The 23,309-nt window shown below is 43.9% G+C and carries 22 protein-coding genes; 8 read left to right on the forward strand and 14 right to left on the reverse strand.

Translation table 11 applies throughout. From position 1 onward, the window contains the following. Positions 1–102 precede the first annotated feature (102 nt). From F6K49_RS20220 to F6K49_RS20250, 7 genes are all read right to left on the reverse strand, one after another. Positions 103–618 (reverse strand): glutathione S-transferase family protein, encoded by a 516-nt coding sequence (locus tag F6K49_RS20220; RefSeq protein ID WP_293022575.1) that lies wholly within the window; start codon positions 616–618, stop codon positions 103–105. Positions 619–701: 83 nt separating this feature from the next. Next, complete coding sequence (locus tag F6K49_RS20225; protein ID WP_366514207.1) at positions 702–2,585, reverse strand: aspartate kinase; 1,884 nt, start codon at positions 2,583–2,585, stop codon at positions 702–704. A 365-nt stretch (positions 2,586–2,950) separates the two neighbouring features. Then, positions 2,951–3,901, reverse strand: coding sequence for a DUF3050 domain-containing protein (locus tag F6K49_RS20230; protein WP_293099485.1), 951 nt, complete (start codon positions 3,899–3,901; stop codon positions 2,951–2,953). Between the two features lie 144 nt (positions 3,902–4,045). Further along, entirely contained in the window at positions 4,046–5,248 is a 1,203-nt protein-coding gene (locus F6K49_RS20235; RefSeq protein ID WP_293099488.1) for a 4-hydroxybenzoate 3-monooxygenase, read from the reverse strand. A gap of 301 nt (positions 5,249–5,549) precedes the next feature. Beyond that, a complete protein-coding gene (locus F6K49_RS20240; protein ID WP_293099491.1) occupies positions 5,550–5,993 on the reverse strand; it encodes a carboxymuconolactone decarboxylase family protein in 444 nt (147 codons plus the stop codon). A 163-nt stretch (positions 5,994–6,156) separates the two neighbouring features. Then, positions 6,157–6,981 (reverse strand): FMN-dependent NADH-azoreductase, encoded by an 825-nt coding sequence (locus tag F6K49_RS20245; protein WP_293099494.1) that lies wholly within the window; start codon positions 6,979–6,981, stop codon positions 6,157–6,159. Positions 6,982–7,260: 279 nt separating this feature from the next. Then, positions 7,261–8,280: a methyltransferase gene (locus F6K49_RS20250; protein WP_293099497.1), complete on the reverse strand. Its 1,020-nt coding sequence runs from the start codon at positions 8,278–8,280 to the stop codon at positions 7,261–7,263. A 41-nt stretch (positions 8,281–8,321) separates the two neighbouring features. Between F6K49_RS20250 and F6K49_RS20255 the strand changes: the two genes are divergently transcribed. Next, positions 8,322–8,471, forward strand: coding sequence for a hypothetical protein (locus F6K49_RS20255; protein WP_293099500.1), 150 nt, complete (start codon positions 8,322–8,324; stop codon positions 8,469–8,471). A gap of 162 nt (positions 8,472–8,633) precedes the next feature. Here F6K49_RS20255 and F6K49_RS20260 read toward each other — a convergent pair whose 3' ends face one another. The 5 genes from F6K49_RS20260 to F6K49_RS20280 form a co-directional block, all read right to left on the reverse strand. Further along, positions 8,634–10,331, reverse strand: coding sequence for a class I adenylate-forming enzyme family protein (locus F6K49_RS20260; protein ID WP_293099503.1), 1,698 nt, complete (start codon positions 10,329–10,331; stop codon positions 8,634–8,636). 87 nt (positions 10,332–10,418) lie between these two features. Continuing rightward, entirely contained in the window at positions 10,419–10,685 is a 267-nt protein-coding gene (locus tag F6K49_RS20265; protein WP_293041107.1) for a hypothetical protein, read from the reverse strand. Positions 10,686–10,815: 130 nt separating this feature from the next. Beyond that, positions 10,816–11,928, reverse strand: coding sequence for a 3-dehydroquinate synthase II family protein (locus F6K49_RS20270; RefSeq protein WP_293099505.1), 1,113 nt, complete (start codon positions 11,926–11,928; stop codon positions 10,816–10,818). After that, positions 11,928–12,716 carry a 2-amino-3,7-dideoxy-D-threo-hept-6-ulosonate synthase gene (locus tag F6K49_RS20275; protein WP_293070517.1) on the reverse strand — a complete coding sequence of 263 codons (789 nt, stop codon included), beginning with the start codon at positions 12,714–12,716 and terminating at the stop codon, positions 11,928–11,930. Before F6K49_RS20275 ends, F6K49_RS20270 begins: the two co-directional genes overlap by 1 nt. 238 nt (positions 12,717–12,954) lie before the next feature. After that, the gene (locus tag F6K49_RS20280) at positions 12,955–13,107 is read right to left on the reverse strand and encodes a hypothetical protein (protein ID WP_293041116.1); all 153 of its coding nucleotides are present in this window, start codon (positions 13,105–13,107) and stop codon (positions 12,955–12,957) included. A gap of 265 nt (positions 13,108–13,372) precedes the next feature. Between F6K49_RS20280 and F6K49_RS20285 the strand changes: the two genes are divergently transcribed. After that, positions 13,373–16,948: an NB-ARC domain-containing protein gene (locus F6K49_RS20285; RefSeq protein ID WP_293099509.1), complete on the forward strand. Its 3,576-nt coding sequence runs from the start codon at positions 13,373–13,375 to the stop codon at positions 16,946–16,948. Positions 16,949–17,187: 239 nt separating this feature from the next. Here the strand turns inward: F6K49_RS20285 and F6K49_RS20290 are convergent, their stop codons facing one another. Next, positions 17,188–17,823 (reverse strand): response regulator transcription factor, encoded by a 636-nt coding sequence (locus tag F6K49_RS20290; protein WP_293022604.1) that lies wholly within the window; start codon positions 17,821–17,823, stop codon positions 17,188–17,190. Further along, positions 17,820–19,064 (reverse strand): sensor histidine kinase, encoded by a 1,245-nt coding sequence (locus tag F6K49_RS20295; protein WP_293022606.1) that lies wholly within the window; start codon positions 19,062–19,064, stop codon positions 17,820–17,822. Before F6K49_RS20295 ends, F6K49_RS20290 begins: the two co-directional genes overlap by 4 nt. A gap of 161 nt (positions 19,065–19,225) precedes the next feature. Here F6K49_RS20295 and F6K49_RS20300 point away from each other — a divergent pair, with 161 nt between their 5' ends. From F6K49_RS20300 to F6K49_RS20325, 6 genes are all read left to right on the forward strand, one after another. After that, positions 19,226–21,277 (forward strand): alpha/beta fold hydrolase, encoded by a 2,052-nt coding sequence (locus F6K49_RS20300; protein ID WP_293022609.1) that lies wholly within the window; start codon positions 19,226–19,228, stop codon positions 21,275–21,277. A 51-nt stretch (positions 21,278–21,328) separates the two neighbouring features. Next, a complete protein-coding gene (locus F6K49_RS20305) occupies positions 21,329–21,571 on the forward strand; it encodes a hypothetical protein (protein WP_075905140.1) in 243 nt (80 codons plus the stop codon). 163 nt (positions 21,572–21,734) lie between these two features. Then, the gene (locus F6K49_RS20310; RefSeq protein ID WP_269087102.1) at positions 21,735–21,866 is read left to right on the forward strand and encodes a hypothetical protein; all 132 of its coding nucleotides are present in this window, start codon (positions 21,735–21,737) and stop codon (positions 21,864–21,866) included. 80 nt (positions 21,867–21,946) lie between these two features. Further along, positions 21,947–22,195, forward strand: a complete 249-nt coding sequence (locus tag F6K49_RS20315) for a hypothetical protein (protein WP_075905138.1) — start codon at positions 21,947–21,949, stop codon at positions 22,193–22,195. Between the two features lie 201 nt (positions 22,196–22,396). Next, the gene (locus F6K49_RS20320; RefSeq protein WP_293070507.1) at positions 22,397–22,990 is read left to right on the forward strand and encodes a DUF4058 family protein; all 594 of its coding nucleotides are present in this window, start codon (positions 22,397–22,399) and stop codon (positions 22,988–22,990) included. Continuing rightward, a complete protein-coding gene (locus F6K49_RS20325) occupies positions 22,975–23,190 on the forward strand; it encodes a DUF4058 family protein (protein ID WP_293099514.1) in 216 nt (71 codons plus the stop codon). Before F6K49_RS20320 ends, F6K49_RS20325 begins: the two co-directional genes overlap by 16 nt. Positions 23,191–23,309 lie beyond the last annotated feature (119 nt).

The raw sequence follows: 23,309 nt of genomic DNA on the forward strand, positions 1-23,309 counted from the left end.
CTTGGCATTGTTAACTGACTGTGTCCTACATCTTAAGTGTACTCTAGCGCTAGCAAAATGTCAATGTCGGTTTTATACAGTTAAATACTGTTTTATACCTATTTATTGGGGTTTAGTTGCGGGACTAACATAGGGGAAGCAAGCAATATCAGCAATTGTGGGGTGACCCAGTTCCAGCCATTCCCGATCACTGAGGTGGTTGTCGAGCAGTGTCAGGATAGTTTCCGACTTTTGTGTTGCTACCTCGATGTTAACGGTTTGTACATTAAACTTGTAATAAAGTCTAGCAAACTCTGGACCCTGACGAATCTCTCCTGCAGTTGTAGATAACCAGCGCACCACTCGACTCATAGCTTCAGGCTCCAAAGGCAGCCAGTCTTCGCTACCATAGCGCCGTGCTAGATATACTAAAATAGCTTGGGCATCCTGAAAGATTAAATCTCCATCGGTGAGAACTGGCACTTGTCCAAAGGAATTCAATTCCAGAAACTCTGGAGATTTGTGTTGACCATTGTCCAGATCAACCCAGACAGTCTCGTGTTCTAACCCAAGTAGTGACAGCATTAGCCGCACTTTGTAGCAATTGCCAGATAGCTGGTAATCATAAAGTTTGATCATGATTTTATTCTCCTGATTTTTGCCTAATTTTTGTCAGTATTCAGCCGTCAGCTTTAATTGTGCCGGATTTATTAGCCTACTTATTAGCCTGCGTAGCTCGGCTTTGCTGGTGTAGCCAAACCCTTGAGGGTTTGGGCATAGTTTTTAAGCACCGGGATGCTCCCCTTATGCACCGCATTTAAAGCCTTAACTCCTTCTTCTTGAGCAACCACACAACTAATTTTAGTGTCCGAACTTGTAATCATCTGAATAGTTATTTGCTGTTGTGCTAATGCCTCAAAAAACTGAGCCACAACCCCTGGTTGTGCCACCATACCACCCCCAACTAGACTAACTTTAGCGATTTCTGTATCCACTAGAATTTCCCCACAACCAATACTTAGTGCTAACGCTTTTAAAGCCATGGATGCTGCTTCAGCATCAGCTTGAGCCACCGTAAACGCAATATCACAGCTGGGGATATCATTAAAGCTATGACAGCGTTGAGACTGAATAATCATATCAACACTAATATTTTCTTGTGCCAGTCGTCCAAAGACTTTTGCTGCCATTCCCGCTTGATCTCTGACATGGCGAATTGTGATACAAGCTTGGTTGAGATCAACCACAGCACCGCATACTGGGGATGGGCTTGAACCGGTAGAAAACTCCTGAATTGAATCAGCTCCGAGCACTACAGAACGATCAATTTCAAAAGCCTGACACAAAGCAGCAACAGCGCGATCGCATACCTCAGCATTAATCACACAGGTGATCTTCAACTCAGAGGTAGAAATCATCTCAATATTAACTCCCGCCTCTGCTAGAGTAGAAAACATTTTAGCTGCAACCCCAGGACGTCCAATCATACCAGTTCCAGTAATTGCCACTGTTGCCATATTCTGCTCTACCATCATTTCTACCTCTTGTGACCCTTGCCAAGGATCCCTGTATAAAGCAGAAGTAATCAACTCTTTGAGTTTAGTTTCACTTGCTGCAGCTCCTAAAGTCTCACCTTGTTCAAAACCTCTGTTCACTACGGTCAACGCAATATCTTTACCATCGTCCTCCTGAATTGACTGAATCATCAGATTAACATCGAGATTGTCACGAGCAATTTCATCAAATAACCCTGCCGCTACCCCTAAACGATCCCGCCCTTGCCATCGGGCTACTTTTACTTGATTTGTCTCCAATTCCACTCCATATACTGCCTTGTTAATTTCCAACCCTTTCAGAGAACGAGGTTTAGGCATCGGAGAAATTATCCTAGTTCCTGGTGCATTGTTCCAGCTTGAACGTACAACCAAAGGTACCCCATAATTACGAGCAATCTCTACCGCCCTAGGATGTAGCACCTTTGCCCCTAAACTCGCTAACTCTAGCATTTCATCACAAGTAATTTCTGGGATTAATTGTGCCTCTGGTACAATCCGAGGATCAGTTGTAAAAATGCCTGGAACATCAGTATAAATTTCGCACAAATTTGCTTTTAAGGCAGCCCCTAACGCCACAGCTGATATATCTGAACCGCCACGTCCTAGAGTAGTAATTTCAAAGTTATCACCACTGCTCATACCCTGAAATCCAGCTACAACTACCACTGTTCCTTGATTAAGATAGTGCTTAATTCGCTTTGGCTGAATTTCCCAAATTCTGGCACGACCGTGTTCAGCATCAGTAATAATTCCTACTTGTGCCCCAGTTAAAGAAATAGCCGGTTGTCCCAATTCCTGCAATGCCATACTCAGCAAAGCAATTGATACTTGTTCTCCAGTAGACAGAAGCATATCCATCTCCCTAGCACTGGGATTAGTTGAGACTGCCTTTGATAAACCGAGCAAGTCATCAGTGGTTTTACCCATCGCCGAAACCACTACCACCACATTATTATTATTTTGGACTGTTTGCTTCACCCGCCGGGCAACTGCTTTAATTCTTTCAACTGATCCAACCGACGTACCACCATACTTTTGGATAATTAGCATGATCTAGCCTCAGATAAAGTATTAATTTTAAATTTAATATTTTTAAATACAATTAAATCTTGATGTTTTTTATAATGGCTAATAAAAGGGTTGAAGATTAAAATAGGATTACTATAAACAGGTAACAGTAAACTTCGGACAAGGGAAAAGTATGAAAGAGCGATTGAGTATAAGACCACGGAATTTCGATTACCCTTTCCCTGTTCCGAAGTTCCCTGTTATAGCACTACGCATTAAAGTTAGGACATTGATACAAGCTGAAAAACTTTTGCCTTTTGTCTTTTGCCTTTTGCCTTTTGCCTTTTGCCTTTTGCCTTTTGCCTTTTGCCTTTTGCCTTTTGCCCTTGCGCGTAGCGCTATAACTATTACATCTCAAGCAGGGCTATATCATTCTCTTTGTTGAGCTGAATCAACTCAGCTACACCATCCCATAGAGCATAGCGTGCTTTGAGAGCATTCTCAGCAGAGTTGAAAGCTTGCTCCCACTTTACAGGATCATCACCACAAAGATTTTTTAAGAGTTTTTTCCCCATCGGAACATGTTGATCCTCATCCAGAAAATTATGCCTGTCTAGATAGAGACGCAAAGAATCCCAAGTAAATCCATAGAGACTATCTAAAGTAGCAATAACCTGTCTGAACATAGCAGGAATGATATCTTCTCGACCTAGTAGAAAAGCTGCAGCTACTTCATGGGTTGACTTAGTAGTAGTTTCCAAGGTGAATTTCACAAACGTTTTGGTTAATTCAGGTATCGAAAGAGAGGCTATAGTTTGCTCAGCTGGAATACCTTTTCGAAGAGAAGAGATAAACGTTTTAATTGGATTAGTATCAGCCCCAATCTCTGTCATCGCCACCATATAGAGATCATAGTGACTGATGTAATTTCCTGGTGAGACTTCATCAGTCTCTTCAGCTAAAACAATCTCATTGACCATCCTGGCAGAATTAATATCTGTCGGTGGCACCCAAGGTACATCCAAGCAAGTAACTCGGTGTTGAAGAGTCTTAATCAAAGACATGAAATCCCAAACAGCAAACACGTGAGACTCCATAAATATCTGTAGAGATACCAAGTCATATAACTGTTGGTAAAGCGGGTGATTGATCAGATCCATACGGCTTGGTTTAAGTTGTTCTTCCAGCTGAGCGTAATAGTCGAAACTCTTATAATTTTGCATTTCGATAATCTTCATGATTGGTCTCCTTAATAACCTGTATATTTTTTTAATCGGTTGAGGCACAAAGTCTTCGGTTTTAGGGAACAGGGAACAGGAAACAGGGAACAGAGAAGAGATAATAGTGAGGCAATTCATCAAGACAGGAAAAAAATTCTGTATACCTCTCAGATAGCGATCCTCAATGAATTCTGAGAACTTTGTTCTGTGTTCCCTACTCCCTACTCCCTACTCCCTACTCCCTACTCCCTACTCCCTACTCCCTACTCCCTACTCCCTTTGCTAAATAATACCGACATAGTTTCTGGCAAAATCTCTGGCAAATGTCACCGATGTAGACAATTGCTTCAATTTCGATTCACTCAACTTATTGAAGAAACGGACATTGTCTACATCCTTGTCTTCAGACTTATGCAGCATATGCAACATCGAACAAGAGAATTCTTGAGCACGCCAAATATAGGGCAAACGAATTTCCGAGTAGCGTTTTAGGTAAGAAATATCCCGTTTTTCCTGGTAGTAACTTACCAATACTTCTCCGAGAACACCCGCATCCTGTACCGCCAGATTTAAACCTTTCCCACCGCAAGGTGTAATAATGTGACCCGCATCACCAGCTATCAATAACCGTTGGTACTGTAACGGTTCCATAACATAACTGCGCATGGATAAAATCCGCTTGTCAAAGATTTCCCCTTCTTTCAACGTCCATCCCTTTTTCGCCAGACGCTTTGCCAAGGTACTCCAGATGCGTTGATCAGGCCAATTTTTAAGCTCATCATCAAGTGAAACTTGTAAGTAATAACGAGAAATCTTGGCATTGCGCGGCATGTGAGCTCCAAAGCCATCATGATGCAAGCCATAGATGACATGTTTTGCAGAAGGTGGTGCGTAAGCTAAAATTGCCAGCCAGCCGTAGGGATGCTGTTTTGTGTAGATGTCTACCGCTCCGTCTGGAATTGATTGGCGCGAGATTCCATGATAGCCATCACACCCTGCTACAAAATCAGCATGAATCGTGATGGTGGTGTCACCATCTTTATCGTAACACTCAACAATGACGCCGTCATCGGTTTGAGTAATTTTTTTCCCTTCATGGCGTAACAATAACTTACCACCTGCATCCAGATATCTTTGGATCAGATCGTCATTGAGATCGCTTTGGGGATAAATGTAATGGACATCCCCATCAGCTAACTTGCCGTAATCAAAGACAACGCTGTAATCAGGGTAACGAAATTCACAGGTATCATGGGTATACCCATTTTGGAAAATTGTATCCGCTAGACCATGTTTTTTGAGTAGGTCAACTGTTGTGCTTTCCAGCACACCTGCCCGCGCCTTCGTATATATTTCTTCGCGGTTGTATCTATCCGCAATGATACAATCAATCCCATTTTGTAGAAGGATATTACCAACTACAATCCCAGCTGGACCTGAACCTAAAATACAAACTGATGTTTTCAATGCTGTACTATTAGTCATGGTTTAACCTACCTCTTTAGTTATAGTTGAGTAAAAGGAAAGCGCATTTTCTTGACAAACAGCCTCTGTAAGCATTCAGCAGTCAGCAGTCAGCGGTCAGCCGTCAGCGGTCAGCTTAAAATAAACTTCTTTGGCCTTTGGCTGATAGCTGATAGCTAATAGCTGATAGCTGATAGCTGATAGCTGATAGCTGATACCTGATAGCTGATACCTGATAGCTAATACCTGATAGCTGATAGCTGATAGCTGATACCTGATACCTGATAGCTAATACCTGATAGCTGATAGCTGATAGCTTACTCTAATAAGTACCTGGAATCATTTTTGTAGTAATAGCAATACGATTCCAACCATTGATCGTGACAATAGCCATCAAAAGTTTAGCGATTTCAGTTTCTGAAAAATAGCGACTTACCTCTTCATAAACTGAATTCGGTACCTGATTCTCTGAAATCAGCGTCACTGCTTCAGTTAGCTCTAATACAGCCCGCTCTTCTGGACTGAAAAACGGCGCTTCTTGCCAAGCATTTAGGGCATATATCCGTTGTTCTGTTTCTCCATTACTTCTGGCTTCTTTTGTATGCATATCGATACAAAAAGCACATTTGTTAAGTTGAGAAGCACGGATTTTTATTAACTTTATCAGTGTTTTAGCTAACCCACTTTTATTCACATAGTTTTCCAAGGAATTCATGGCTATATAAGCTGCTGGTTCAACTTTTTTTAGTTCCAATCTTGCTTCCATTTAAATACCTCAATTGTTACAATTACAAAAATTTACGTTTGACTTGATTAAGCTAATATACATTTAAATTTCAGTCCGATCCACTTGTGAAAAAGCCGGTCTACCCTCTCCCCATCTCCCCATCTCCCCATCAGCCGACCTTCACAATTTAATGCGTGACAGCTTACCAAGTTCCTACTGCTTTCTCAAGCTCAGCACGGGCATTGGCCAAAGATTGCTGACGGGCTTCTTCCCCTAAATCTAGTTTCTCGGCATGAATAAACGTGATATCTGTAATGCCAAGCACTCCAAATATAGCCCGTAAAAAAGGTTCCTGATAATCGTAATCAGCACTAGGGGTTCCTGGAGAGAAACTACCGCCACGAGCTGTAAAAATTAGCATTTTCTTTCCCTGAGGAACTAAGCCCCGATATTGACCAGGTTCGTCAAAGGTAAAGGTTCGATTAAATCGGACAATTTGATCGATATAAGCTTTGAAGGTAGATGGAACATTGAAGTTGTACATGGGAATGCCGAAAACATAGCGATCGGCTGCTAAAAATTCATCCACCAAAGTATCTGATACTTTAATTGCCTCTACCAATTCAGGAGTGCGTTTTTCGGGAGGACAAAATGCTGCAGCAATCCACTTTTCATCGACATGGGGGACAGGATTATGACCTAAATCTCGATAGCTGACAGTGTCATCTGGATAGAAAGACTTCCAAGTTTGAATAAACCGATTAGACAATTGCCGAGAAATAGAGCGATCGCCACGGGGACTAGCATCAATGTGAAGAATATGGGTCATAATTAAGTTGAAGGTTGTTTGCCTGAAGGTTGAAGGTTGTTCGCGTAGCGTGGCCAAAGGCCAAGGTTTTTTGGTTGAAGGTTTAAGGTTTAAGGTTGTTCGCGTAGCGTGGCCAAAGGCCAAGGTTTTTTGGTTGAAGGTTGAAGGTTTAAGGTGGTTTGGTTGAAGGTTGTTCGCGTAGCGTGGCCGAAAGGCCAAGGTTCATAATATAATCTTTAACCTGGTAACCTGCTAACCTAGTAAGCTGTAACCTGTAAACTCTAACCTGTAACCTTCAACCTGCTAACCTTGGCCTTTGGCCACGCTACGCGAACAACCTGCTAACCTGCTAACCTGCTAACCTGCTAACCTGCTAACCTGCTAACTTTCAACCTGCTAACCTGCTAACCTGCTAACCTTGGCCTTTGGCCACGCTACGCGAACAACCTGCTAACCTGCTAACCTGCTAACTTGATCGCCTGCTAACCTGTAATTGGATTATTTGATGCCTACTGCCATTGAGTAAGCTCCTACAAGAGGTTTAGTGTAAGTGTCTTTGAATCCTACTTTGTCCATCCAAGCACAGCAGTCTGCTCCTGTGTAGTCGAAACCCCCAAAGGTCTCGATCAGCATATTTAGGCTCATCAGTAACCCAAACTTGTTCTGGCAGCGCTCATCGTCGATTAGTGCGTCGTAAACAATCAATGCACCACCGGTCGGGAGTGCTTCGTAGGCTTTGGCAATTAACAGGTGCTTTTCTTCTAGATTCCAGTCATGGAGGATTTGTCCCATCACCAAAACATCAGCACTAGGCAGCATATCCTGGAAAAAGTCACCACCATGGAAGTGTAATCGCTGGCTAAGTCCTCTGGAAGCAACATATTCCTCGTAAATTGGGCGAACCACTGGCAAGTCGAACCCACCTCCTTGTAAATGATGGTGACTTAGGGCAACGGTTACTGGTAACTGCCCTTGAGCGGTACCGATATCGATAAAAGTCTGGAAGTTCTCCCATGGAAATTTTTCAGCGATCGCCTTAGCGACTCCCATACTGACCCCAGACATCGCTTCCAGAAAGAGTTTTAGGCGGGCAGGGTCCTGGTAAAGGGTGCCGAAGAAGTCTTCTCCATTTTTGGCTTCATTCTGGGGTTTACCGCTCCGTAACCCTTCTGTTAATGAACCCCAAAATCGATAGAGACGGGTGTTGTACATCTCTAGATAACCACCGATATAGGAAGGCTTGGAGCGGTCAAGAAACAAATCACTTTCAGGAGTGTTACTGTAAGCGTTATCAGAATAATCTAACACTTTTAATGCAACTAGTGCATCCAAAAAATCTCGCGCACTACGGGGATGAAGTCCTAATTTTTCAGTCAATTCAGCAGCAGTCATAGAACTCTGAGCTAGTTCAGTAAATACTCCCATTTCCACTGCACTTAAAAATGTCTTAGATGCCGAGAAAGCAAACCCCAATTCCAGTAGTTTGTCCGGTACCAGCTGTTTAGTAACCGCTTCCATTGACTAGTCTCCTTCTAGTTTACTTTAGTAAAAAATGTTCAGTGAATTATAGTAAGCATTCAGCCGTCAGCGGTCAGCCGTCAGCTTTGTGGCACAGGCTTCCAGCCTGTGACTTCACTCAGATTAAACGAATGGTTACCTGTTGTCTTGATGCAGTCGCTCATGGGGGAAACCACGGCAGTCGCTCATGAGGGGAACCCCCAAGACCGCGCTGCCTCCCCAAGACCGCGCTGCATCGCTTATTAAAAAGCTGTTCGGTGTACCTTGCTCTATGCCCATAAGCTGTTCGCGTAGCGTGCGCGTAGCGCTTAAGCTGATAGCTGATAGCTGATAGCTTAGGAATTATCAACAATTTAAGACCTAACTGGAACTTTAGTTAGCTCTGCATAAGCAAAATCATGAAGCCCTTTACCATCTAAGTTATGCTCAGCACAAATTAGGATATCCTGATATTGCTCGCGAAGCTTCCTTTTCAAGACTTTTCCTGTTGAACCGACAGGAAGATTACTGACAATTTCTAAGAAAGACAATGGTTCCAAATTGTTATACAATAGCTGATGATTGATAGCAGTAATCAGAGCTGAGGCTTTAATACTTTCTTGTGCTTTCAGCTTGATAAAAGCCACCAAACCATCGAAGCATTTTTCCTTAGGAACCCCAATTATTGTACAATCAGCAACAGCTGAGTTGTTCTTCAAAATTAATTCCTCGATGGGTAAGGTATTGACTAAGCCCCTAGCGCACTGAATAGCATCAACGGAACGATCCACGTGAAAAAATTTATTATCCTGATCATAATAAGCCAAATCCCCACTAATCCAGTACCCTTGTTTATAACTTTTGAGGGTGCGGTTAGAATCATTCCAATAGCCTGGTGTAATAGTTGGAGATTTAATACCCAGGAAACCTACCTGATAGGGTGGCAGTAGATTTCCCTCCTCATCTAATACTACAGCTTTTACAAAACTGCGTGGCTTACCCATATATCGATTATACAAGCTTGTCTGGCGACTAGAGACTTTATTAAACAAAGCCATGCCGAGTTCTGAAGCACCTAGACCATCAATAAAGACTGATTTAGAATTCCCGGCATTTACCAGAGTCCTGATATGAGCTTCATGGGCAGCATCTCCCGTATTAATCCACATTTTTACAGAACTCAATTGGTCTTTTTCTAAAGCCTGGGAAGCCATGTCGGCATAGGTTTGTGGAAAAGCTGCTACTATAGTCGGTTTAAGTTCTTCAGCTTGAGTAATAGCATTATTTCCAGATAAATCTGACAAAACCATAGTGGGTAACCCCAGTAAGGTTACTGTCATAAAGTAGCTAATTCCCGCTGAATGTGAACTAGGTAAGGCAAACAAAAACTTATCGGATTGACTAGCTGGGAAATTTAGCAGCCGAATTCGTTTGCCAAAGAAAAACTGTTGATGCCCAAATATCACTGGCTTAGGCTTTCCAGTAGTACCAGAGGAATGACAGATCATAATTGGATGAGAATCTGTAGGAGAATATGGATACCACTGGGGAAGCTCTATCTCTGAGCTTTGAACAGCTGTATTGTTGACATCTGTGGCAATAAACTTTAATGAGTCATTAGTTTTGACGTAGCCACTAATACTATCGAGGTGCTTCTGATCAGAATATAAACCAATGGCACCAACACGCCTGATAAAGTCAGCAGCAATATCAGGATCCATACGACCGTTTACCAAAACTGGAATAGCACCGAGGTTGTTTAGTGCTAAGTAATGGATAAAGTAACCGATTCCATCGTCTAAATAGATAGCAACAGGATCATTCTCACGAATACCAGATTTCCTGTACCAAGAGGCATAGTTATCAACAACATCTTTTAAGGAAGATAAACTAAAACTGTTGATCGTCTCTCCTGTGAATGTTTTAAAAGGTTTTTCTAAAAACAAAAAATCATTGTTTCGATAATGGTTATTAGTAACAGAGTAATGGAGGAAGTTACCACATCCTAATTTCTTAGACAGGAATAACTTAATTCTTTCGTACAATGGCAAAATAGTTGGGTTAATGTTCATGAGCTTAAATCCAAAGTCGTGTCGAAATATAATTTATAATACCTAACAGATAATGTAATGCCGATAATGCCGATTATTTTTGAAAATTTAAATCAAATTTGCAAGTTCACTATCAGACAAAATAATCTCACCATAATCGGGAATCCAAGCTAGCCAGGTATTCTCAGATTGCCGACATAAAATAAGAGCTTCTTCACAATGAATCGAGTTAGGGATATCAGGGGCTTTAACCCAAACTTGAGAGTAGGATTCTCCCTCAAGGTTACTTGAGTTATTGTCTCTAAAACTTAAGGTCGATTCACTCTGCCTATTTTGGTTTGGCTTATAGTCATTTAAGCTAAGTAATTTACTCATTCTTAAATCCCCTCTTACTTGCTAATACATGTTGATTTTTTCCAAGGAAGTGATATCGTGTCCGGTTGTGGGCGATAGTGTTATTTGTCGTTGTTTCTTTGGTAATCGATACTCCCGGACATGATATTATTTACTTTTCCAGACAAGACTCTTTTACTGGAAGCCCAACATGCCGTCCACTAGGCGCAGTATGACCAAGCAGCTTATCGCCAGGCTTCAATTCTGTGACATTCAGGACTTTACCACCAGGTCCAAGAACTCTTACATGCCAATCGTCTTGAACAATCACATTTACCGGAATTCCAGATTTAGACACTGCATCGATACTGAGTAGGGGACGAACTTCTATCTTCATCCTGCCTACAACTATTTCTCGTGCCTTGCCATCACAATTTACCCCTAATACTTTGTGTCCTGAACTCAGCTCACTAAGATAATTAGTTTGACTAACACTAGACACTAAATAAGAATGTATAGCACCAGCATTGACTCGGAAAGGACGAGTTGGCATGTAGGGCAGTGGATGGGTCTCGCTGCTAACTAAAATCATTCCTTGGGAATAAGAACCAATGAGTATACCTTCATCTTTGGCAAAGTTAGAACAAGTATCTACACAAGCCCGCTCTCCCATGCCAATATGGGAAATTTTTGTTACTTCAAGTTCTTCCAGTGAAACTTCCAAATTGTTGGCCTTACGACACAGCTGCCCAAGCTCCCTGGCATCGATAATCCCGTTAGGGGTTAGCATGACCCCATGTGACCCTTTTTCTAAGACCCCCAGGACAATTTCTGCTTCCTCAATATCTTTGACAACGGTAATTATTTGCCCATCCGTGTTGTCTGCTGAGGCTAAAACAATCTCTAGAGGAATTTTTGTGGGGTCTTTAAAATAGATGACAGCCCATTTTTCTTGTCTAGCGATCTTACAAGCAGTTTGTAAGGTTTCGTCATCGGTCACATGAACAAAAAATCCGATTTCTGCTTGAGATTTGTACGTTTCTGGTTGAGTAGTTATTTCAGAATACCAGGAATGATCAAACAGTACTATATCGGCCTTTTCGATACATCCGTCCGCTTCTTCTGGGCTGTCTACAAAAGCAATGCGAGAGACAGAGTCATGACAATCCATGACTGGACTTGATGAATCAACTACCACTCCATTGATATCAGAGTTTAGAGATCCACACAGCGCTTTATAGTCAACATCATTAAAGCTTCTGAGGTCTAACCAAGATAATTTCATTACGCTACCTCCTTGATAGTAAACTGATAGGGATTAGTGATAACTTTGGCAATTTCTTGAGAAATGAATGAGGGATTACTGTGTTGAAATATATTTCTACCAACAGCAACGCCTTTACCGCCAGCCCTGATGGCATCTTTGATCATCGATAAGATCGAGCTATCTGCATTACTCTTTGCTCCTCCGGCAACGATAACAGGGATGTCAACGGCATTAACAACTTGTCTGAAGGATTGAACATCGCCAGTGTAGTTGACCTTGACAATATCTGCTCCTAGCTCCCAGGCCAATCTGGTTGAGTGAGCGATCGCATCTGCATCGTACTCATTTTTAATCTTCTCTCCTCGTGCATAAACCATTGCTAGCAATGGCATACCCCATTGATGACAGGCTGCTGATATTTGGCTGAAATCTTTGAGCATACGATATTCATCGTTGGCCCCAAGATTAACGTGAATTGAAACTCCATCTGCACCAAGCTTAATGGCTTGTTCAACACTACTGACTAGATGTTTGGAAGATGGATCGGGAGATAGGTTAGTTGACCCAGAAAGATGCAAAATTAACGATATATCTTTCTGAATTAAACCTGGATGGATTGCCCGAGCTATCCCTTGATGAGCAACAATTGCACTAATGGTTTTCTCCGGTAACGATCTGATGAATTGATGAACTTTTGCCAGACCACTAACCGGACCCAGTGTAAACCCATGGTCAATTGGGACTATAAAATAGTTGTCTAATCCTTTGAGAATTCTTGCCAAACGATAATTTTTACCAAGAGACATAACAGACTCCTTTTGACTCGATTACATGATGTGGTGTTTTCCAAAATCTTAGATTCCTATCGAACTAAGTGTTGGAAAACTAACTTTTAGTGTTTCATGGCACTTAGCTCAATCTCGATATTTCTATCGTGCCTGACACTCACAAACCGAAAGTCTCAGTTTTTGCCTCAGTTTTTGTCTTAGTAACTGGAACTAAAGTGAGTTATCTGGTTTTTTTTAGAGTAATCTCAGGAATTTCTTAGATTTCCCTCAGGTTGAACTCAACAGGATAACTGATATAGCAAAGGGCACTTCGGATCAGGGAGTCGGGAGTTGGGAGTCGGGAGTCGGGAGTCGGGAGTCGGGAGTCGGGAGTCGGGAACTGTAGCTTTACAACCAGTTCTGCTAGCATAGAATTTAAACAGGTTTGTCTCAGTTTTTGTCTCAGTGGTTTCAGTTATGCTGTGTTTCTGAGATTTTTCTCATTTTTACCTCAGATTCCCTCTTAGTTAACCTTCCCTAACTAATTCCATAACTTTCCATAACATTTCCATATTGCGCGGCTTTTTGGTCACCCATAGATTAAAGATTTAGGTATAGTGATGGCTGGATTAGGGATGGTGCCATAGCGATCGACCCCATGGATTGGGGGTTAAGCAAAGCAAGAGAGTGGACTTATGATGAATTCCGTGCGAGCATCTGAATCAGGACTTAAATTAGTAGACCAAGCTAGACGTCAGAAAAGATGGAACAAAACAGCGGTAGCTTGGTATACTAGCGCATTTACTTCTAAGGCAACCTTAAACCGATTTTGGGGGAGACAGTCAATTCGTACTGACACCTTCATGGCCATTTGTAGTGCTGTAGGTCTTGATTGGGAAAAGGTAGTTGAGCCGGATGAGATTGAGATAGATCAGATGGAGCTAACAGCGCTATCGACAACTGCTCTGGCTGGAATTGGACATCTTGATTGGGGTGGAGCTCCAGAACCGAGGAGTTTCTACGGTCGGATGCAGGAACTGAATACCCTACAGGAATGGATTCTACAGGACAACTGCTGCCTGGTGGCACTTCTAGGGATGGGGGGAATTGGCAAAACCACCTTGGCTGTGAAGTTAGCCCATCTGCTACAGGATAAATTTGAGTTTGTGATTTGGCGCAGTCTACGCAATGCTCCGCCCCTAGAGGAAGTCCTGGCAGACATGATTCAATTTCTGTCTGTGCAGCAGGAAACGAATTTACCGTCGTCTGTGGATGGCAAAATTTTGCGATTGATTCAGTATTTACAGACGGCGCGTTGCCTGCTGGTTCTTGATAATACCGAATCGATTCTCGAAAGTGGTTCTCGCACTGGTGGCTATCGAGAGGGATACGCTGGATATGGTGAGCTACTCAGAACTATTGGGGAAACTTCCCACAACAGCTGCCTAGTGATGACTTCCCGGGAGGCACCTCAAGACTTGACCCTTCTGGAGGGGGAAGCCTTACCCGTTCGCTGCTTCCCACTCAAAGGTTTACCAGAAACCCACGGACAGGAAATCTTTAAGGAAAAGGGAAATTTTATTGGCGATGACACCCAATGGATGACCCTAATTGAGCGTTATGCCGGAAATCCTTTAGCCTTAAAGATGGTAGCCTGTGCAGTCAGAGACTTTTTTGATAGCAATATTGCTCAGTTTCTGGATTTTTTAAAGGAAGGCTCATTCATTTTTGATGATATTAGGGATTTACTAGATCGGCACTTTCAGCGCCTTACCTCCACAGAAAAGGAACTGATGTACTGGCTAGCTATCAATCGGGAACCCATTTCTCTTGAAGAACTGCAAGAAGACTTTGTCTGCTACCTATGCGCTACGGATATTTTAGAAGCTGTAGGCTCTCTACAACGGCGGTCATTGATTGAGAAAACTTCAACTGGGTTTACCCAACAACCTGTAGTCATGGAATACATGATTAATCGACTCATCAAGCAGATTCCTGAAGAGATTATTAGTCAAAATATCGCTATCTTCCGCACTCACTGCCTAGTCAAAGCCAGCGCCCCTGACTATGTTCGGGATGCTCAAGTCTGTCTGATTATCGAACCGATTATTGAGAAATTACTCTCTAGTTTTGGTTCTACAACACAGCTGGAAAATCATCTCCTGGAAATCCTATCAAGGCTGCGCACCCCGACTCCTGGGGTTAAAAAATCTACTCTCCAGATGGGATATGTCAGTGGTAATACTATTAATTTACTTACTCAATTACAGATTGATTTAAACGGTTATGACTTTTCTGGCCTGACAGTTTGGCAAGCCAACCTACAGGGACTGACATTACATAATGTCAATTTCGCTGGCTGTGACTTGGCTGGCTCAGTGTTTACTGAAACCCTAGGGAATATGTTATCGGCAGCATTTAGTCCAGATGGGAGGATGTTGGCAATCTGTGATACAGATTTTCAGATTCGCCTATGGCATGTGCAAACTGGTAAACTACTGGTAATCTGTGAGGGTCACACTAATTGGGTACGCTCTGTTGCGTTTAGTGGGGATGGTAAAACCTTAGCCAGTGGTAGTGGTGACCATACCGTAAAGTTATGGCAAGTCAGTGATGGCAGGTGCTTACAAACTTGTACTGGACATACTGATGAAGTGTTCTCAGTTGCTTTTAATCCTCAAGGTAATACCCTGATTAGTGGTAGTAGCGACCAAACTGTCAGACTCTGGGATGGTGACACGGCTGAATGCCTTAATACCTTTACTGGACATACCGGTTGTGTGAGATCAGTGGCTTTTAGTACTAATGGCAAAACCCTAGCCAGTGGCAGTGATGACCACACTGTCAAACTCTGGGATGCTAGCACTGGTAGTTGGGTTAGAACTTGTACTGGACATACCAGTGGAGTACGCTCAGTTGCTTTTAGCACTGATGGCAAAACCCTAGCTAGTGGCAGTAATGACCACACTGTCAGACTGTGGGATGCTAGCACTGGTAGCTGTGTTAGTACTCACACCGGACATAGTAGTGGAGTCTACTCAGTGGCTTTTAGCACTGACGGCAAAACCCTAGCTACTGGTAGTGGCGACCATACTGTAAGGCTATGGGATTACCACACTGGTATTTGCCTGAAAACCTTGCATGGACATACTAATCAGATCTTTTCTGTGGCGTTTAGCCCTCAAGGTAACACCCTAGTCTGTGTGAGTTTAGATCAAACTGTCAGACTTTGGGATTGGGGCACTGGTCAATGCTTGAAAACTTGGCAGGGAAGTACTGATTGGGTATTTCCAGTGGCTTTCAGTCCTGATGGTAAAACTTTGGCTAGTGGCAGTAACGATAATACAGTCAGACTATGGGATTATCATAGCGATCGCTGTATCAGTATTTTGCACGGACATACTGCTCACGTGTGTTCAGTGGCCTTTAGTAGTGACGGTAAAACCGTAGCTAGTAGCAGTAGAGACGAAACAATCAGGCTGTGGGATATCAAGACGGGAGAATGCTTAAAGATTTTGCACGGACATACTGATTGGATCTATTCGGTCACTTTCAGTGGTGATGGGAAAACCCTAGCCAGTGGCAGTGCTGACCAAACGGTGAGGCTTTGGGATCAGCGTACTGGTCACTGCGTCAGCACTTTGGAAGGACATACTAATCAGATCTGGTCAGTGGCTTTCAGTAGTGATGGTAAAACCTTGGCCAGTAGCAATACAGACCAAACGGTGAGGCTGTGGGATGTCAGCACAGGGGAATGCTTGAAAACGTTACAGGGACATGGTAATCGGGTCAAATCCGTCGCTTTCAGTCCTAAGGATACTATCCTGGCCAGTTGTAGTACAGACGAAACGGTACGCCTCTGGGATTTGAGTACGGGTCAATGCTCTAAACTATTACGCGGACACAACAATTGGGTCTTTTCCGTGGCATTCAGTCCCGATGGCAACACTATCGCTAGCGGCTCTCACGACCAAACTGTCAAGGTGTGGGATGTTTCGACAGGGGAATGCCGCCACACTTGCATCGGACATACTCATCTGGTCTCTTCTGTTGCCTTTAGTGGGGATGGTCAAATTATAGCTAGTGGCTCTCAAGACCAAACCGTGAGGCTTTGGGACACTAAGACGGGCAAGTGCCTGAAAATTCTCAGAGCTCCGAGACTCTACGAAGCCATGAATATCACTGGAGTGACAGGATTAACTGAGGCACAGAAAGCAACTCTGAAACAGTTGGGTGCGATCGCAATCGACAATTTTCGTATTGATAGTTAATTTTGCTGTTCATTTAACGTCCTAATCTATACTTCGATTCCTATAAATGCTGATATTTTTATTTAGAAAATATTTGTAAAAATTTTTGTAAAAATTCCGGAATTATTGCTATTTTTATTACATCGAACTCAGGTAATCCTCCGGTGGGTTGGTTCTTGCAGTTTAGTTTTTACCAAAAAAGCTCTGCTATGATGATTTCCCAGATAAAATAGTGATAAAATAGTTTAATCTCATGCACATTAAAGATGCTGATGGGCCCAGAGGGCAGCCTGGGTGCGATCGCGAACATCCAACTCACAGAAAATATTAGTTAGATGATTTTTAATCGTGCCTTCGGTCAGATTAAGGGCGGCTGCAATTTCTCGATTGCTTTTACCTTGTCCCAACAGCTTCAGGATCTCTAGTTCCCGCTGATTGAATTGAGCATGATAATCTGTTTTTTCCCGTTCAGGTTGGGTATTATTCAGTTGAGAAAACACCTTCGGAGCGATGGTAGGACCTAATTGGCTGTATCCCTGATGCAAACTGCGAATGGCCGCTGCCACCTTAGGGGCTGGAGTGCTTTTAAGCAAATATCCCAAGGCCCCAGCCTGAAGAGACTGGAACACATAGTCATCATTGTCAAAGGTGGTTAAGACTAGAATCCGAATCCAGGGGTAGCGGGTATGGATTTCTCGGGTTGCTTGCACACCATCGCAGATGGGCATCCGCACATCCATCAAGATAATATCAGGCTGTAACCTCTGGGTGAGGGCAATGGCTTCTTCACCGTGATTGGCTTCACCCACCACCTCGAGATCATCCTCTAGGGACAACAGTGCCGCCAGTCCCTGCCGAAAGATGGGTTGGTCATCAGCCAATAGAAGTCGAATCATCGTGGTATCCTAATCTGAATACAGGTGCCTTGTCCCGGTGTGCTATCTAATTGTATCGATCCACTTATCAGCTGAACTCTCTCCTGCATACCCCTGAGGCCAAAACCCTGGGTGGGTTTAGCAATATCAAAGCCCATACCGTCGTCCTTTAGTTCAAGGATAACCGCATCAGCAGAAGCATATCCCCGGAGGTGAATAACCTGGGCTTGACTGTGTTTGCGGATATTTTCCAATCCTTCCTTAACCACACAGTAAAGCTGATGATTGGTTTGTAACGGCAGCTGGGGCAAATCTATTTTGCTTTTAACCTTTATGGAGGGGTTGGATGTAAAAGATTCCAGCAGCTGTGGCAGCGCCTTATTGAGATCAAAGGTCTCTTCTCGCATGGTGGTCACTGCCCGACGCACTTCTTGTAAGGATTGGCTGGCCAGCAGTTTGGCCGTCTCTAACGCTGGTTGAAGCTGATTAGAGTTTCGTTCGTAGAGTCGTTGTGCTAATTCTAGCTGCACATCAAGGGAGGTCAAAGTATGCCCCAATGAATCATGAATATCGCGAGCAATGCGGGTGCGTTCTAAATCTGCGGCTAGCAATTCAACTTCCTGGGTCAAGGCGATTGCTCGCTGACGACTCCTGTACTCAGCCACCAAGGTTAAACAGAGCAGAATAATCGGTACGCTCAGGGAAATATAGTTCACAAGGTTATTGAGAACAATACCCGCAAGAAATACTTGGGGAGCCTCTTGAAAGGTTTGTAGGTTTTTTTCTAAGCGAGCTTGCTGCTCTGCAATCGGTTTTGAGAGATCAGTTAGTACATCATTCGTTAACTGCCACGCAAAACCTACATGCCAGGCAATACCGGCTAAAACAACCGTGATGATCACGTCCCGACGACGCAACAGAAAACAGCTTTTGGCGAAGTATAGAAAGAGAAGGAGATCCAGACCTACATGACTAAAGATACGTGTCAGCAACAGACAGGCAATTTCGGCAAAGATATAGGCTCGTCGCTGCCACATGGGGCGACGGATTGGAAAGAAGAAGCTCAGAATGGCCAAAACTCCCAATACGAAGAAGTTTATTAGGTAGTCACCGCCCTTGGCCTCATAGGACAATGATTTATTCAGGATGAAAAACAGCAGTATCAGGGTCACCATCACCAAACATGCCCATTCCACATAACGCAGGATTTTGGGAATTGAAGGATTAATGGTGGAAACCTGAGGAGTTGTCCGAGCTGACATCAGCTTACCTAATGCTTATGACTGCTTCTACAGCTTATGAAACTTATGGATAAATTTCCATGACAAACGTCATGTATCCATATGACCTTTCGCTATAGTCAGTTTGAAATGGCCTGTTTAATATTGAATTATAAGCAACTTTTCAGAGGATACGGTTTATCATGAAACAATTTCAATTTGGTGCAGGTTTGATGATGTCTATTAGTTTGATGGGTTTTAGCCTTGGCAATCCACCGCTACCCCTAACGGCAAAAACTGCTAGCGCTGCTGAGAGTCAGACCGCTGTAGCACCGTTACTTCAGCGGGAACTATTCTTTGGCGATCCAGAGATTACAGGTGCCCAGCTTTCCCCCGACGGTCAGTTTCTGGCCTTTCAAAAACCTCTAGACGGCGTGATCAATGTGTGGGTTAAGGGCATCGATGAACCGATGGAAGCTGCTCGTCCAGTCACGGCTGATGCTGAAAGCCCGATCATGATTTACTTTTGGAGCGCCGATGGTCGTTACATTCTCTACGGCCAGGATAAAGGGGGCAATGAGAATTTTCACATTTATGCGGTTGAAGCTAAATCTTTAGGTGAGACTAGCCCGGTAACCCGCGATTTAACCCCTGTAGAGGGGATTACGGCCATGATCTATAGCGTTCCTAAACGGACTCCGAACCACATCATTATCGGTCTTAACGAACGCAATCCCCAGTTTCATGATGTCTATCGTTTGGATTTGACAACAGGCGAGCGGACGCTGCTGATTCAAAATGACGAGAATATTGCCCTCTGGACAACCGATTTAGACGGTAATGTGCGCATCGGCTATCGCCAAACCCTGGAAGGGGGGCATGAGATTCTGGCGGTGCAACAAGATGGATTAACACCTGTTTACACCTGTCGAATTGAAGAAACCTGTGTCCCCATTCGCTTTCATAAAGATGGCCAACGGGTGTATCTGATCAGCAATCGGGATGGGAATTTAATGCAGTTAAAGCTGCTTAATCTCGAAAGCCAGCAGAGTCAGGTCGTGGAAGTTGATCCTGAAAACCAGGTGGATTTTGGCCGTGCAGTGTTTTCAGAAGCGACTGATGAGTTGATTGCTACCTCCTATGTTGGCGATCGCATCCGCATCTATCCTCAAAACGACAAGATAGCGGCTGATCTAGCCTTTCTGAAACAACAGCTGCCCGACGTTGATATTGTGTTGCAATCCCTTACTATCGATGATCGCTTTGCGTTGATTAGAACCCGGAGCGATGTGAATCCTGGGTCTACTTATCTATTTGATCGTAGTACTCAAACCCTGGAAAAACTCTACGATGATCGGCCAGAGCTGCCCAGGCAACATTTGGCCACCATGCAGCCGATCCGCTATACAGCCCGTGATGGTCTAGAGATTCCAGCCTATCTGACCCTGCCCCAGGGGGTAAACCCAGTCAAGCTACCGGTGATTGTCATGCCCCACGGTGGACCTTGGGGACGAGATATGTGGGGGTACAGGCCGTTTACCCAGTTTCTCGCTAATCGTGGCTACGCCGTTCTCCAACCCAACTTTCGAGGGTCCACTGGCTATGGTAAAGCCTTTCTCAATGCCGGTAACAACGAATGGGGCACGGGTGCAATGCAGCATGACCTGACGGATGGCGTGCAGTATCTGATTGATGCAGGGATTGCCGATCCCGAGCGTGTGGGAATTTTTGGTGGCTCCTATGGAGGCTATGCCACCCTAGCTGGTTTGGCATTTACACCAGATATCTATGCCGTTGGCGTATCCAATGTGGGGCCATCGAACCTGATTACCTTGCTCAAGTCAATTCCCCCCTATTGGGAATCGATGAAGGCTACCTTTGCTCTGCGGCTGGGAGATCCAGATGATCCGAGCGATCGCACCCGTCTAGAAGCCCAGTCACCCCTGTTTTCCGCCGACCAAATTCAGGCCCCGCTGATGGTGGTTCAGGGAGCCAACGATCCCCGAGTTAAGCAAGCGGAGTCAGACCAAATTGTGGCCGCATTACGAGATTTAGGCCGACCCGTGGAATATCTGATTGCCCCGGATGAAGGCCATGGTTTCCGTAAGGAGATCAACTCACTGGCCATGACAGCTGCATTAGAGAAGTTTTTAGCTGAACATTTAGGCGGACGTTACCAGGCTGAGATGTCTTCAGAGGTACAGGCTCAACTAGACAAATTAACTGTTGATATTGACACTGTCACAGTTAATTAATCCGGTGAGCCTGAGATTGTTGAACTTGACCCAGCAATTTACAACCGCTATTTGGGAACCTACCAATTACTCCCTAATATGGAGATCGCTATTCGAGTCGAGGAACAACAACTACTCGCCCAAGCCACAGGGCAGGAAGCGTTTACCCTTTACCCTGTTTCAGAAAGTGACAGCTCCCACACTGACTCTTTGAGTTCAGTGTGGGCTTCCCAGCCAATCCAGCTATTGCTTAGGAGGCGCTGGGCTTTAAGAACGGACTGCCCTGCCGCTCTGTTTTTTTGGTCTTTTGTTTAATAATGTTTGACCAACTTTCCAGCATTTATGGCCTTTGGCCACGCTACGCGAACGGCTTTGAAAGTCAGTATTATGAGTATAACACATCGATTGGTCTTTTGTGAAAGACTCTGTGGAAAATTTATCCCACATCTCAATGCGCAGCATGAGTGTGGGATGAATTTTGCCAGAAACTAAATTCTTGGCTCAGGTTGCAGATATCACGATTCAATTCAATTTCTCAGCAGATGAAACGGTTAACGGACTAACACTTTATCAAGCGGGTCAGGAATTGATTGCATCCAAGGTGAATTAATTTAATAGATTGAGATTGGGGGCACACTGCTGTGTGTCCCGTGCAAAATTGCTAACGATACTAACGAGGAGCCTCTAGTTATGGAAACAGAAACGACTCAACCTACTGCAAGACAAGTATTAACTCAGGCGGCAGCAGGTGCGGCTGCCGGATTACTGGTGGGCATCGCTATCATGTCTATCTATCGATGGCTTTGGCATGTAGAGATATCTTTGAATACAATAATGCTTTTAAGCATAGGCTTCTCCATTTACTGTGGAGTTTTATCAGCTTGGCTAGGGAAAAGATTCTGGAATTTACTCGGTACCTTTCTCAGCCATATCAGCTGATAGTTGGTTTGGGGCAAGGCCCCCTTAGAGCTGATTCGTCAAGTAAATCTTAAGAAGTCTGAAAGCCTTGCTATGATTGTCTTTTCGGTATTAAATAGTTCAATTGTTCTATTTTAGCGCAAGCCTTATCCTACAAGGTTTAGTGCGAGTTTACGAATCAGCTCTAAGGAAGTATGTTTACAACTCAAATCAAAATGCTATATGACTAACCCATTTCCAGGGATGAATCCCTACCTCGAACAACCGGAATATTGGTCGGATTTCCACAACCAATTGGTGGCGGCTTTGGCTAGAGCATTAATTCCGAAACTGCTACCTAAATATCGGGTAGTCACGGATAAGTGGGTTTATAAGATTGCTGGCTCAACCAAGATTGCCATTGGTAGACCCGATGTTACGGTTCAACAAAGCCGAGATGCTTCAGCTGCAATGGCTACAGCAGTTGCGGTATCTGAACCGTTAGTTCAACCGATTAAGGTAGCTGTTCCTTTACGAGAAGAAGTCCGACAATCCTACATCGAGGTTAAAGATGTAGCCACTAAGGAAGTGGTGACAGCGATTGAAGTTATCTCTCCTGCCAATAAACGAGGAGAAGGGCGTCAGAAATACGAAGCCAAACGGCAGCAGATATTCGAGAGTATGACTCATTTGGTCGAAATTGACCTGTTGCGAGATGGAGAACCCCTGCCTGTTTCTAACACCAGTAATCTGAGTCATTATCGGATTTTAGTCAGTCGTTCTAATACCCGTCCCACGGCTGACTTGTACCTTTTTAATTTATGCGATTGGCCGTAGGCCACGCCAAAGGCGAACGCATTCCTTCTTTTCCGCTTCCCCTTCTTCCTGGGGATACCGAACCAATGGTAGAATTACAGACATTAGTGGATGAGCTTTATGACCAGTTAGGCTACGACTATTTTATTGACTATAGCAGCAATCCGCCATTCCCTTGGTCGGAGGATGATGTGGCATCTTGGGCAGGAGATCGTCGATAAAATTTTTGAATCAGGACAAGAATGAACAGCAAGATAAATGTTCGCAGATTGCCCAACCTTTGTTTTCCCTGCTCAATTATCCATTAAGCGATTGGCCGTAGGCCACGCCAAAGGCGATG

Source organism: Moorena sp. SIO3I6 (genome assembly GCF_010672095.1).

Bases quoted from the DNA above. Each gene is read 5' to 3' on its own strand.
- F6K49_RS20280 (WP_293041116.1), bottom strand. From the start codon at position 13,107: ATGCTAGCAGAACTGGTTGTAAAGCTACAGTTCCCGACTCCCGACTCC.
- F6K49_RS20300 (WP_293022609.1), top strand. From the start codon at position 19,226: ATGAAACAATTTCAATTTGGTGCAGGTTTGATGATGTCTATTAGTTTG.
- F6K49_RS20290 (WP_293022604.1), bottom strand. From the start codon at position 17,823: ATGATTCGACTTCTATTGGCTGATGACCAACCCATCTTTCGGCAGGGA.
- F6K49_RS20320 (WP_293070507.1), top strand. From the start codon at position 22,397: ATGACTAACCCATTTCCAGGGATGAATCCCTACCTCGAACAACCGGAA.
- F6K49_RS20285 (WP_293099509.1), top strand. From the start codon at position 13,373: ATGATGAATTCCGTGCGAGCATCTGAATCAGGACTTAAATTAGTAGAC.
- F6K49_RS20235 (WP_293099488.1), bottom strand. From the start codon at position 5,248: ATGACTAATAGTACAGCATTGAAAACATCAGTTTGTATTTTAGGTTCA.
- F6K49_RS20220 (WP_293022575.1), bottom strand. From the start codon at position 618: ATGATCAAACTTTATGATTACCAGCTATCTGGCAATTGCTACAAAGTG.
- F6K49_RS20275 (WP_293070517.1), bottom strand. From the start codon at position 12,716: ATGTCTCTTGGTAAAAATTATCGTTTGGCAAGAATTCTCAAAGGATTA.
- F6K49_RS20295 (WP_293022606.1), bottom strand. From the start codon at position 19,064: ATGTCAGCTCGGACAACTCCTCAGGTTTCCACCATTAATCCTTCAATT.
- F6K49_RS20270 (WP_293099505.1), bottom strand. From the start codon at position 11,928: ATGAAATTATCTTGGTTAGACCTCAGAAGCTTTAATGATGTTGACTAT.
- F6K49_RS20260 (WP_293099503.1), bottom strand. From the start codon at position 10,331: ATGAACATTAACCCAACTATTTTGCCATTGTACGAAAGAATTAAGTTA.
- F6K49_RS20250 (WP_293099497.1), bottom strand. From the start codon at position 8,280: ATGGAAGCGGTTACTAAACAGCTGGTACCGGACAAACTACTGGAATTG.
- F6K49_RS20325 (WP_293099514.1), top strand. From the start codon at position 22,975: ATGCGATTGGCCGTAGGCCACGCCAAAGGCGAACGCATTCCTTCTTTT.
- F6K49_RS20315 (WP_075905138.1), top strand. From the start codon at position 21,947: ATGGAAACAGAAACGACTCAACCTACTGCAAGACAAGTATTAACTCAG.
- F6K49_RS20265 (WP_293041107.1), bottom strand. From the start codon at position 10,685: ATGAGTAAATTACTTAGCTTAAATGACTATAAGCCAAACCAAAATAGG.
- F6K49_RS20225 (WP_366514207.1), bottom strand. From the start codon at position 2,585: ATGCTAATTATCCAAAAGTATGGTGGTACGTCGGTTGGATCAGTTGAA.
- F6K49_RS20240 (WP_293099491.1), bottom strand. From the start codon at position 5,993: ATGGAAGCAAGATTGGAACTAAAAAAAGTTGAACCAGCAGCTTATATA.
- F6K49_RS20230 (WP_293099485.1), bottom strand. From the start codon at position 3,901: ATGAATTGCCTCACTATTATCTCTTCTCTGTTCCCTGTTTCCTGTTCC.